The following is a 12,413-nucleotide window of genomic DNA, read 5'->3' on the forward strand; positions in this document are numbered from 1 at the left end:
GATCTGCGGAGAACTCACTCGGCGTTGGCCGCAGTGGCGGGCAAGACACCCGAGGCCGGGTTCAGCACCCGCAGTTCTCGTTGCGGGAACGGTATGGACACCCCATGCTGCTGGAAAGTTCGCCAGATGGCGCGGTTCATCGCGGATTGCACCCCGAGCTTGCCGTTCTGCGGATCGGCGATGTAGACGGCAGCTTCGTACTCGATGCCGCTGTCTGCAAACGCCACAAGGAAGGCGGCCGGGGCCGGCGTTGCCAGCACACGTGGAATATCGCGCACACACTCCTGCAGGAGCGCAATCACCGATTCGGGGTCAGAGTTGTAGTCGGCCTGCACCCGCACAGCCACACGCACGTTGGTGCCCGAAAACGAATGGTTCTGCACCGACTGCGCCACCAGCTGCTCGTTCGGCAGCAGCGTCTCGCCGTCGCCATTGCGCAGCACCGTGTAGCGGGTACGGATCTGCGACACGATGCCGGTGTACTTGTCCACGGTGATCTGGTCGCCGAGCGTGATCGAGCGATCCAGCAGGATGATGAAGCCCGAGATGTAGTTGCTGGCGATCTTCTGCAGCCCCAGGCCCAGACCCACGCCGAGGGCACCGCCAAACACCGACAGCACGGTCAGGTCGATCCCCACCAGCGACAGGCTCACCAGCAGCGACACCAGCAGCAGCAGCGCCTTGGCGATCCGCGTCAGTACCACCTTGAGATTGGCGTCGAGCGTGTGGGCGCGCATCAGGCGGTCTTCGAGCCACGAGCCGAACCACATCGCCACCAGCACGGTCAGCAGGATCCAGACCACGCCCAGCAGCGCATCGGCAATGCTGATCGGGTGCTTGCCGCCTATCGAAAACCGTACGGCCTCCATCCAGTGCACCACATCGGGCAGCAGTCCCACCACGTACAGCGCCATGCCGATCCACACCAGCGTGGTCAGCACCTTTTCCACCAGCACCAGCATGCCGTGGAGCTGGCCATTGGCGGACATTACCCGCCGCAGGATGTAGAACGCGAAATAGAGCGCCGTGATGCCGAACAGCGGCACCAGTGCCAGCCGCAGCACGCTGATCGACGCAAACGGCGCCAGCGCATAGCGGGCCACCAGCACCAGCAGCCATGCGAACAGCGGGAACATGGCGCGTTCGAGGCTGACGGCTGCCAGGCGCAGCGCGAAGCTCGACGTTTCATGCCGGGCTTCGAGCCGCTTGACCACATTGCGCGCCAGCGGCCACGCCACCAGCAGGCAGGCGGCCAGGATGCCGACCTGCCAGAAGAACCCCTGCCCGCCCGCGTCATGGATCAGGTCGTCGAGCATCTTGCCCATGACCGAATGCGAGCGGGTCAGCGCCGCGAGCGTATCGGAATTCATCCTGCTGCCTTCTGCCGGGTTTCGCGCATATCCGGTTTAACGCGTGCGTTCCAGCACGGCCGCGAAAAAGCCGTCGGTCTGGTGGACTTGCGGATAGAGCGCCAACATGCCGCCTTCTGCGGGCAAATCGGGCACCGTGATCTTCTGCTCGGCCAGCACTTCCGCCGCCGGCACCAGCCGGAAGTTTTCGTTCTTGGCCAGGAAATCGCGGACGATCGCTTCGTTTTCGGCTTCCAGCACGCTGCAGGTGGCGTATACGACACGACCGCCGCCCTTTACCAGCTTCGCTGCCGCCTCAAGAATTGCCGATTGCTTGGCGGTCAGTTCCAGCACCGATTCCGGCGTCTGGCGCCACTTGAGATCCGGATTGCGACGCAGGGTGCCCAAACCGCTGCAAGGTGCATCAACCAGCACACGATCAATCTTGCCAGCCAGGCGCTTGACCTTGGCATCGCGTTCCGAGTCGATCAGCACCGGATGGACATTGGACAAACCACTACGGGCCAGACGCGGCTTCAGGTTCGCCAGGCGCTTTTCCGACACATCGAAGGCATAGAGACGGCCCGTCGAACGCATGGCCACGCCCAGCGCCAGCGTCTTGCCGCCCGCGCCCGCGCAGAAGTCGACCACCATTTCGCCGCGCTTCGGCGCCAGCAGATGGCACAGCAGTTGGCTGCCTTCATCCTGCACTTCGACCCCGCCGTTGATAAACAGCGGCAGCTGGTTCAGCGCGGGCTTGCCCTTCAGGCGGATACCGGCCGGTGCCATCGGCGCGGGTTCGGCGGCGATACCGGCGGTCTGCAGTTCGGCCAGGGCCTCTTCACGCGACAACTTGGCGGTGTTCACGCGCAGATCCAGCGGCGCCGGGCGCAGCCAGGCATCGCCCATCGCGGCCGTGAACGCTTCGCCATGACGTGCGACCAGATCGTCGTACAGCCATTCCGGCAGATTGGCGCGCACGCGCGGTGCCAGGCTCGAGCGTTCGATCGTGGTCAGGCGGTCCAGCCACTCGGCTTCGTCGGGATACAGGAACGGCGTCAGCGTATCGCGGCCGAGCGTGGCGGCCAGGCCCAGCAGACCCAGGCGGCGCGTGGCCGAGCCGGTACCGCTCTCGGCAAACTGACCAAATTCGACGCGTCGGCGCAACACTGCGAAAACTGCTTCAGCAATGATTCCGCGGTCACGATGACCAAGTTTGCTATTTTCACGGAAGTAGTGGCTCACCACGGCATCCGCGGGACGCGCGAACAGCAGCACCTTGCCGATCAGACGGTCGATGTGCTGCAGGTGGAACGCCTGCAGCGCGCCGGGCGTGCGCGAGGCTTGATTGGCCTGGCCCTGCGGCTTGCGGATCGGCGACTTGCTCTTGCTGCCGCGCGGGCGTTGGCGGTTGTCGCGGGAGGTCGTGTTTTCTTGTTGGCGACTCATGGCTGTTTTCCTGCCGCTGCGGGCGAGATGGCCATGAACCACTGCGGTTCGGCCGGTTGAACTTGAACTACGCCGTCCTGCACATGCAGGCGGTCTTCGACAAACCAGCGCACGGCGCGTGGATAAATGACATGTTCGCTATCGAGCAAACGATCGGCCAGCGAATCAGGCGTATCGCCAGGCAGAACGTCAAGCGCAGCCTGCACCACAATCGGGCCGTGATCGAGCTCGGGCGTGACGAAATGCACGGTCGCGCCATGCAGCTTGACGCCGGCTTCCAGCGCTTGCCGGTGCGTATGCATGCCCGGAAAGCTGGGCAGCAGCGACGGATGGATATTCAGCATCCGGCCCGCGTAATGCTCGACGAAGTCGTCCGTCAGGATGCGCATGAAACCGGCCAGCACGACCAGGTCGGGCTGGTAAGCGTCGATGGCGTCGCGCATCGCCGCGTCGAAACTGGAACGATCGGGAAACTGCTTGTGGTCCACCGCACCGGTGGCAATACCGTGATCGGCGGCAAACTGCAGGCCCGAGGCATCGGGCCGGTTCGACAGCACTGCGGCCACGCGCGCCGGCCATCGCTCGGCTGCGCAGGCCCGGACAATGGCTTCCATATTGGAGCCGCGCCCGGAAATCAATATGACAATATTTTTCATCGCCGCGATTCTACCAAGCTGTGGTGCAAACGCTGGCAATCCGTGCTCAATAGGTACTTAATTACCGCGAAACGCGCCTCTCACAACGCTTTTGGGGCAGACTGCAAGAAGAAATACCCCAATGCCACCGATTGTGACGCGCACCCCGCTCTGTTAGAGTGGGTCCTACGTCCACGCGCCACTTCCTCGGAAAACGGTGACAACAAGGACGAAACGGGAAATTAGACGGGAATACGCATGTCGAACGCTGCACCGACTTTGTTGGTGGTCGATGATCATCCTATGGCTCTTTCCGGCACCACCGCCTTTCTGGCGGAGGTGATGCCCGACGTTGCTGTCCACGCTGCCGGGAGCGCCAAGGAGGCTCTCCACTCGCTGAACCAGGGACTTCGTCCCGATATCGTGCTGCTCGATATCTGGCTGAATGACGGCACTGGCTTTGATGCCATGCAGGCGTTCAAGACCGTGATTCCGGGCGCGCGCTTCATCTTCATGTCTGCCGAAGCCACGCCCGAGATCGTGGGCCGTGCGCGTGCGTTGTCCGCATGCGGCTTCGTCGGCAAGCATCTCGATGCCAATGCATTCACAGCCGCCGTCCGCAAGGTGCTGGCCGGCGATACGAGCTTTCCGTCGGACGAAGCGCTGTCCGGCCGCTCGCAGTCGTTCGGCCCAGCGCACGGCATCCCGGTCACGCCGGCCGAACTCGGCCTGACGCCGCGTCAGGGCTCGGTGCTGGCCCTGGTGCTGGAAGGCCTGCCGAACAAGGTTATCGCACGCAAGCTGGGCCTGACCGAGAACACGGTCAAGGAACACGTCTCGGCAATCCTGCAGCGCCTGGGCGTGCGCACGCGCATGCAGGTGATGTCGCGCATGGAACGCTTCCGCCTGCGCCAATAAGCTCCCTGCCCCGCCAGTCACAACGAGAAACGCCGCCTCCGCAGTATCGAGGGCGGCGTTTTTGTTTGGACCAAGGCAACGAGCGTCAGCCCGCCTGCAGCCAGCGACGCAGCAGCATGCGCAGATTCGCCGGGTCCACCGGCTTGGGCAGCACGAAATACCCGGCGTCCTCGGCAGCCAGCAGTGCCGCCGATTTCAGGTCACCGGTCAGCAACGCGCTGCGCGCCTGCGGCTGCGTGGTCTGCCAGCGTTCCAGCAGGTCCAGGCCATTCTCGTTCCCCGGCAGGCGCAGGTCGCAGAAGATGATGTCCGGCTTGAGGCCCTTGGCAAACAGCGCATCGGCTTCCTGACCATGCGCGGCACAGGCCACGCGGATACCCCATGCCTCCATCAGCGCAATCCATGCCTTGCGGATCTGGCTGTCGTCGTCCACCACCAGCACCGTGCCGCGCAGACGGTCCTGCCGCGCTTCCTCGGCCTGGGCATTGGCGCGCATGGCGCGCACGTTGTCCACGGTCTCGGCCGGCACCGGCGCCAGCGCGAACCAGAACACCGAGCCCTTGCCCGGCACGGAGCGCACGCCGTACGTGCCGCGCATCAGCCGCACGCATTCCTTGAAGATCGCGAGCCCCAGCCCCAGGCCTTGCGATGGATCGCGCTGGGGGTTGTGCACCTGGTAGTACGGCGAAAAAATCTCGGGCAGGTGCTCGGGCGTAATGCCGGCGCCGGTGTCCCAGACTTCCACGCGCACATGCTTGCGACGCTGGCGCGCGGTGACCAGGATGCCGCCGCGTTTGGTGTAACGCAGCGCGTTCTGCACGAGGTTGAACAGCGCGCGCCGCAGCAGCACCGGCTCGGCCATCGCGTAGAGTTCGTCGGGCACGCGCGGCGTCAGCGTCAGGCCGCTCTCGCGCGCATCGGCGGCGAACTGGCTCATGACGTCGTGGATCAGCGCATGCAGCTCGCAGGGTTCCAGCGTGGGCAGCACCTTGCGCCCTTCAAGCTTGGAGAGGTCCAGCAGCGAACGGAACAGCAGGTCGATGGTCTGCGTGCCGGCGGCCACCTGCTCCACCAGCGGATGCAGCGCGCTGGACTGGTTGCGCGCGCGCAGCGCCTCGACCAGCATCACCAGCGCATGCACGGGCTGGCGCAGGTCGTGGCTGGCGGCGGCCAGGAAGCGGGATTTTTCCTCGCTGGCATGGAGCGCCCGCTCCTTTTCCTCCTGGAACTGCTTGGCCAGGCGCCGGCTTTCCGATTCGAGCTGGATGGCGCGCACCAGCGTGTGCTGCAGGTTCAGTGAATGGCGCGCCAGCATCAGCGCATAGACCACCAGCAGCAGTTGCACATAGCCGCCGTGGGCCGGAAAGGCGATCTCCGCCAGCAGGATATTGGGTACCAGGATTGGCACGCCAGCGAACACAAGGTTCGAGGGGATCGGCGACTGCGACGTGGCGCCGCCCGCCAGCACGCCCAGCGTCAGCAGGTACAACACGCTGGAAAACACCACCGAGCCCGTATACAGATGCAGCAGCGCCGAGCTTCCCCAGGTAAGCCCCGTCAGGAAGGCAATCGCGCGCATGTTGTTCCACCACTTGCGCGTGTGCGCCGAACGGCTCATCTTGCCGCTGTCGCGCTGGTAGCCCAAATAGAACCAGCTGCCGCCGGCCGTCAGCAGCAGCATGATGGCGCACCAGACCAGCAGGGCTGCGTGGCTGGCTTCGTTCCAGAATGCCCATGCGGTCAGGCCCGGCAGGAGCACGGACGAGGCAATCGCGGTGGGGGAGACGCGATGGACCGTAGCCAGCAGCTTGGCCCGCGTCTCGGTATCCAGTTGCGGCCCGGGGGGCGGCAATATCTTGTTAAGCAGCGCGTTCAAGTGTGGCCTGGCATGTAAGGCGACGACATTCCGCTGCGACAGACCCGGGGTGCGGCGACTGTTGCAGGAATCGCGCGGTTCTTGTTCTGAATCGGGCATATCATGCCGCCTTTTGCGGCGCTGCGCCATCGTGGAGTGGCGGATAGGCCCACAAATTCGCCATTTGTGGGCAGCATGCATACAACGGCACAAGGCCGGTGCCGCCAAAACAGGCAATCCGGCGGCACACGGGGCCATTCGCCTTATAATGCTCGCTTTCCCTGAAAAGCTCGTCCGCCGTCCTCGTGAAAGTCTTCCGCGGCCTGCCCAACGCCGAAAGCCGGGCGCCCTGCGCGCTCACCATCGGCAATTTCGACGGTGTGCATCGCGGCCACCAGTCGCTGCTCGCGCGCGCCCGCGCGGCTGCCGACGCACGCGGCCTGCCGCTGTGCGTCATGACGTTCGAGCCGCATCCGCGCGAATTCTTTGCGCCCGAGCACGCCCCCACCCGCATTGCCCTGCTGCGCGACAAGCTCGATGCGTTGCGCCGCAACGGCGTGGACCGCGTGGTGGTGGAACACTTCAACGCCCATTTTGCCGCCCAGTCGCCGCAGCAGTTCGTTGAGAACGTGCTCTGGCATGGCCTGCACGCGCGCTGGGTGCTGGTGGGCGACGATTTCCGCTTTGGCGCCAAGCGCGCCGGCGATTTCGGCTACCTGCAGCAGGCCGGCCGCGAATTTGGCTTCGATGTGGAGCAGATGGGCTCGGTCTCCGAAGGCGGCATCCGCATTTCGAGTTCGGCCGTGCGCCAGGCGCTGGCCGATGGCGACCTGGAACATGCGCGCCGGCTGCTGGGCCACGGCTATGCCATCAGCGGCCACGTCATCCACGGCCGCAAGCTGGGCCGCAACCTGGGCTTCCCGACGCTGAACCTGCGGATCACGCACAAGCGTCCGGCCGTGAACGGCATCTTCGTGGTGCAGGTACACGGCATTGCCGACCACCCGCTGCCGGGCGTGGCGAGCATCGGCGTGCGCCCGACCGTGGAGGACGCCGGCCGCGTACTGCTTGAAGTGCATCTGTTCGACTTCAACGCGAACCTGTACGGCAAGCTGGTGCGCGTGGAATTCATGAAGAAGCTGCGCGACGAAGAGCGCTTTCACACGCTGGAGGCACTGACCGAGGCCATCGCCAAGGATGCCCGCGAAGCGCGTGCGTTCTTCGGCCTGGAGGCAGCCAACCCAGCCGATCCGGCCGATCCCGCCGGCAAGGCCGGCGACCGGCGCGACTTCGCCACCTCCGCCACCGACCGAATTAGCTAGCGGCCGGCAGCGCGCCCCATGCAGGCGCGCCGCCGGGACCCGCCCTGCCTTGCCCCGAAATGACACGCGCGCGGCGGTCATCCACCGGTCCGCGCCCAACGAATTGCCCCGAGAATCAACCATGTCCGACGACAAACGCGCCAAGCCCGAAAAAAGCAAGTATCCGGTCAACCTGCTGGATACCCCGTTCCCGATGCGCGGCGACCTGCCCAAGCGCGAGCCGCTGTGGGTCAAGCAATGGCAGGACAAGCAGCTCTACAAGAAGATCCGCGCCGCGCGCAAGGGTGCGAAGAAGTTCGTGCTGCATGACGGCCCCCCGTACGCCAACGGCGACATCCACATCGGCCATGCGGTGAACAAGGTCCTGAAGGACATGATCATCAAGGCGCGCGGCCTGACCGGCCTGGACGCCGTCTACGTGCCGGGCTGGGACTGCCATGGCATGCCGATCGAGATCCAGATCGAGAAACAGTTCGGCAAGGGACTGCCCGTGCAGGAAGTCCAGGCCAAGGCGCGCGCCTACGCCACCGAGCAGATCGCCCGCCAGAAGAAGGATTTCGAGCGCCTGGGCGTGCTTGGCGACTGGGACAATCCGTACCTGACCATGAACTTCAGCAACGAAGCCGACGAGCTGCGTGCGCTGGGCAAGATCATGGAAAAGGGCTACGTATTCCGCGGCCTGAAGCCGGTGAACTGGTGCTTCGACTGCGGCTCGGCACTGGCCGAAGCGGAAGTCGAATACAAGGACAAGGTCGACCTGTCGATCGACGTGGGCTTCCCGTTTGCGGAGACCGACAAGATCGCCCACGCCTTCCACGTGCCGCTGGCCCAGCTGGAAGGCAAGCCCGGCTGGATCGTGATCTGGACCACCACGCCGTGGACGATCCCGTCCAACCAGGCGCTGAACATGCACCCGGAAGTGGAGTACGCGCTGGTGGACACGCCGCGCGGCTTCCTGATCCTGGCGAAGGACCGCGTCGAGGAACAGCTGAAGACCTACGCGCTGGAAGGCCAGATCGTTGCCACTGCGCGCGGCGATGCACTGACCGAGGTGCGTTTCCACCATCCCCTGGCGAAGATGGACGCCGGCTATGCGCGCACGTCGCCGGTGTACCTGGGCGACTACGTCACCACCGACACCGGTACCGGCATCGTCCACTCGGCGCCGGCCTACGGCGTGGAGGATTTCCAGTCGTGCAAGGCGCACGGCATGCCGGATTCGGAAATCATCAGCCCGGTGATGGGCGATGGCGTCTATGCCAGCACGCTGCCGCTGTTCGGCGGCCTGTCGATCTGGGACGCGAACCCAAAAATCGTCGAAGTACTACGTGAGTCGGGCAACCTGTTCAACTCGCACAAGTACGAGCACAGCTATATGCACTGCTGGCGCCACAAGACGCCGATCATCTACCGCGCCACGTCGCAGTGGTTCGCGGGCATGGACGTCGATCCGGTCGACAACGGCCCGACGCTGCGCGAAACCGCGCTGGCCGGTATCGAGGCGACCGAGTTCTACCCGTCGTGGGGCAAGCAGCGCCTGCACAACATGATCGCCAACCGCCCGGACTGGACGCTGTCGCGCCAGCGCCAATGGGGCGTGCCGATGGCGTTCTTCGTCCACACGGAAACCGGCGCACTGCATCCGCGTACGCCGGAGCTGCTGGAGGAAGTGGCAAAGCGTGTGGAGCAGCAAGGCATCGAGGCCTGGCAGTCGCTTGACCCGAAGGACCTGCTGGGCGACGAAGCCGCGTCCTATGAGAAGAACCGCGACACGCTGGACGTCTGGTTCGATTCCGGCACGACGCACTGGACCGTCATCCGCGGCTCGCATCGCGACGAACTCTACGATCCGTCGGCCGATACCCCCGAGGGGCGCCTGGCCGACCTGTACCTGGAGGGCTCGGACCAGCACCGCGGATGGTTCCATTCGTCGCTGCTGACCGCCTCGATGCTGTACGGCAAGCCGCCCTACAAGGCGCTGCTGACGCACGGCTTCACGGTGGACGGCGAAGGCCGCAAGATGTCGAAGTCGGTGGGCAACACGGTGGCGCCGCAGGACATCTCGAACAAGATGGGCGCGGAAATCATCCGCCTGTGGGTGGCCTCGACCGACTACTCGGGCGAACTGTCGATCTCGGAAGAGATCCTCAAGCGCGTGGTGGAAGGCTACCGCCGCATCCGCAACACGCTGCGCTTCCTGCTGGCCAACCTGACCGACTACGACCACGCGAAGCACGCGCTGCCGGCATCGGAATGGCTGGAAATCGACCGCTACGCCGTGGCGCTGACCGACCGCCTGCAAAAGGAAGTCTTGTCGCACTACCAGGCGTACGAGTTCCACCCGGTGGTTGCCAAGCTGCAGACGTTCTGCTCCGAAGACCTGGGCGGCTTCTACCTCGACGTGCTGAAGGACCGCCTGTACACCACGGCGGCGGACTCGCAGGCACGCCGCGCCGCGCAGAACGCGCTGTATCACATCACCCAGGCCATGCTGCACTGGATGGCACCGTTCCTGTCGTTCACGGCCGAGGAAGCCTGGCAGGTGTTCGCGCACGGCACCGAGCACACCGACACCATCTTCACGAGCACGTACTACGACCTGCCGCCGGTCAACGAAGCCGACGACCTGCTGCAGAAGTGGCACGAAATCCGTGCGGTGCGCGCCGAAGTCACGCGCCAGCTGGAAGCCGTGCGCGTGGAAGGCGATATCGGTTCGTCGCTGCAGGCCGAGGTCACGATCGCGGCGGGCGGCCCGGTGCTGGCCGCGCTGCAGAGCCTGTCCGACGACCTGCGCTTCGTGCTGCTGACGTCGGCGGCCAAGGTCACGCCGGCGCCCGAAGGCGGCGACCTGCTGGTGACGGTCACGCCGTCGCAGCACGCCAAGTGCGAGCGCTGCTGGCATTACCGTGCCGACGTGGGCCACAACCCCGCCCATCCCACCCTTTGCGGCCGCTGCGACAGCAACCTGTTCGGCGCCGGTGAGCACAGGAGCCACGCCTGATGGCATCGTCCTCGACCCGTTCCTCGCGCCCGGCGGCGCGCAGCAAGAGCAAGGCCAGCGCCAACGTCACGCCGTGGCTGTGGATGGCCTTCGCGCTGCTGGTGGTCATGATCGACCAGTTCTTCAAGATCGTGATCTCGCGCTCGTTCCAGTATGCGGAATCGCGCCCGGTCACCAGCTTCTTCAACCTTGTGCTGGTCTACAACAAGGGCGCGGCGTTCAGCTTCCTGGCTGATGCCGGCGGCTGGCAGCGCTGGTTCTTCACGCTGCTGGGCGTGGTGGTGGGCGGCTTCATCATCTGGCTGCTGTATCGCCACACGGGCCAGAAGATGTTCTGCCTGGCCGTGTCGCTGATCCTGGGCGGCGCCGTGGGCAATGTGGTGGACCGCGTAATCCATGGCCATGTGATCGATTTCCTGGACTTCCACTGGCGCAACACCCATTTCCCGGCCTTCAACGTGGCCGACTGCGCGATTACGCTGGGCGCGATCCTGCTCATCGTGGACGAATTGCGACGGGTGCGGCGGCACTGAGGCCGATCCGCGCGATGCGCCGCAAGAATGCCCCTGCCCGCAGGGGCATTTTTTTCGCCCGCATTCGGCCCCGGCACGCCGGGCGCGCCAGCGGTATCATGCGGAACTCAGTTCCTCTCCAAGAGCCTTTCCCATGGATTTGCGCGGCAAGCACATTGTCCTTGGCCTGACCGGCGGCATCGCCTGCTACAAGTCGGCCGAGCTGGTTCGGCTGCTGACCAAGGCCGGTGCCACCGTGCAGGTGGCAATGACCGAGGCGGCAACGCATTTCATCACGCCGGTCACGATGCAGGCGCTGTCCGGGCGCCCGGTGTTCCTGTCGCAATGGGACGCGCGCATCGACAACAACATGGCGCATATCGACCTCTCGCGCGAGGCCGACGCCATCCTGATCGCCCCCGCTTCCACCGATTTCCTTGCCAAGGTTGCCAACGGCCTCTGCGACGACCTGCTGACCACGCTGTGCATCGCGCGCGAGTGTCCGCTGCTGGTGGCACCGGCCATGAACCGCCAGATGTGGGCCGCCGCGCCGACCCAACGCAATGCCGCCCAGCTGCGCGCCGATGGCGTGACGATCCTGGGCCCCGGCACCGGCGACCAGGCCTGCGGCGAAATCGGCGACGGCCGGATGCTGGAGCCCGAGGAGCTTGTGGAAGACCTGATCGCGTTCTTCCAGCCCAAGCCGCTGCAGGGCAAGCGGGTGCTGATTACCGCCGGCCCGACCTTCGAGGCCATCGACCCGGTGCGCGGCATCACCAACCTGTCGTCGGGCAAGATGGGCTTCTCGATCGCCCGTGCGGCGCGCGAAGCCGGCGCCGACGTGCTGCTGGTGGCCGGCCCCACGTCACTGCCCACGCCGCGCGGCGTGACGCGTACCGATATCCGCAGCGCCCAGCAGATGCACGATGCCGTGATGGCGCAGCTGCGCGATGTCGATGTGTTCGTCGCCGTGGCCGCCGTGGCCGACTGGCGCCCGGCCGAGGTGGCCCGGCAGAAGCTGAAAAAGGCCAACGACACCGACACGCCGACGCTGCAGTTCGTGCAGAACCCCGACATCCTGGCCGCCGTGGCGGCGCGTGCCGACGCCCCCTACTGCGTGGGCTTCGCGGCCGAAAGCGAGAACCTGGAGCAGTACGGCGAGCAGAAGCGCCAGCGCAAGGGCGTGCCGCTGCTGGTGGGCAATATCGGCCACCATACCTTCGGTCTCGACGACAACGAGATCGTGCTGTTCGATGCCAACGGCATGACGCGCCTGCCGCGTGCCGACAAGCTGTCGCTGGCGCGCGAGCTGGTGGCCGCCATCGGGCAGCGCCTGCCGCGCAAGTCCGTGTAACACCGCCGCATCCAAGTC

The 12,413-nt window shown here is 65.4% G+C and carries 9 protein-coding genes; 5 read left to right on the plus strand and 4 right to left on the minus strand.

All coding sequences use genetic code 11. The features are described 5' to 3' along the window. Positions 1-14: 14 nt before the first annotated feature. From A9J21_RS03835 to purN, 3 genes are read right to left on the minus strand one after another with little or no spacing between them, the layout of a single operon-like run. On the minus strand, positions 15-1,370 hold the full coding sequence (locus A9J21_RS03835) for a mechanosensitive ion channel family protein (RefSeq protein ID WP_066732072.1): 1,356 nt from the start codon (positions 1,368-1,370) through the stop codon (positions 15-17). Between the two features lie 36 nt (positions 1,371-1,406). Next, complete coding sequence (locus A9J21_RS03840; protein WP_066732074.1) at positions 1,407-2,798, minus strand: RsmB/NOP family class I SAM-dependent RNA methyltransferase; 1,392 nt, start codon at positions 2,796-2,798, stop codon at positions 1,407-1,409. Further along, positions 2,795-3,454: a phosphoribosylglycinamide formyltransferase gene (gene purN / locus A9J21_RS03845; RefSeq protein ID WP_066732076.1), complete on the minus strand. Its 660-nt coding sequence runs from the start codon at positions 3,452-3,454 to the stop codon at positions 2,795-2,797. The genes A9J21_RS03840 and purN overlap by 4 nt, the downstream gene beginning before the upstream one ends. A gap of 237 nt (positions 3,455-3,691) precedes the next feature. Between purN and A9J21_RS03850 the strand changes: the two genes are divergently transcribed. Further along, positions 3,692-4,351 carry a response regulator transcription factor gene (locus tag A9J21_RS03850; RefSeq protein ID WP_029051234.1) on the plus strand — a complete coding sequence of 220 codons (660 nt, stop codon included), beginning with the start codon at positions 3,692-3,694 and terminating at the stop codon, positions 4,349-4,351. Positions 4,352-4,436: 85 nt separating this feature from the next. Here A9J21_RS03850 and A9J21_RS03855 read toward each other — a convergent pair whose 3' ends face one another. Continuing rightward, entirely contained in the window at positions 4,437-6,227 is a 1,791-nt protein-coding gene (locus tag A9J21_RS03855; RefSeq protein ID WP_066732079.1) for a hybrid sensor histidine kinase/response regulator, read from the minus strand. 284 nt (positions 6,228-6,511) lie between these two features. Between A9J21_RS03855 and A9J21_RS03860 the strand changes: the two genes are divergently transcribed. The 4 genes from A9J21_RS03860 to coaBC all read left to right on the plus strand — a co-directional run bounded on the left by A9J21_RS03860 (position 6,512) and on the right by coaBC (position 12,395). Continuing rightward, positions 6,512-7,528, plus strand: a complete 1,017-nt coding sequence (locus tag A9J21_RS03860; protein WP_066732082.1) for a bifunctional riboflavin kinase/FAD synthetase — start codon at positions 6,512-6,514, stop codon at positions 7,526-7,528. A gap of 121 nt (positions 7,529-7,649) precedes the next feature. After that, positions 7,650-10,529 (plus strand): isoleucine--tRNA ligase, encoded by a 2,880-nt coding sequence (ileS, locus tag A9J21_RS03865; protein ID WP_066732084.1) that lies wholly within the window; start codon positions 7,650-7,652, stop codon positions 10,527-10,529. Beyond that, positions 10,529-11,062, plus strand: a complete 534-nt coding sequence (gene lspA / locus A9J21_RS03870) for a signal peptidase II (RefSeq protein ID WP_066732085.1) — start codon at positions 10,529-10,531, stop codon at positions 11,060-11,062. The genes ileS and lspA overlap by 1 nt, the downstream gene beginning before the upstream one ends. Before the next feature lie 133 nt (positions 11,063-11,195). Next, positions 11,196-12,395 (plus strand): bifunctional phosphopantothenoylcysteine decarboxylase/phosphopantothenate--cysteine ligase CoaBC, encoded by a 1,200-nt coding sequence (gene coaBC, locus A9J21_RS03875; protein ID WP_066732086.1) that lies wholly within the window; start codon positions 11,196-11,198, stop codon positions 12,393-12,395. Positions 12,396-12,413: the final 18 nt, after the last annotated feature.

Origin of the sequence: Cupriavidus sp. D384, assembly GCF_001652915.1 — a bacterium.
GTDB lineage: Bacteria > Pseudomonadota > Gammaproteobacteria > Burkholderiales > Burkholderiaceae > Cupriavidus.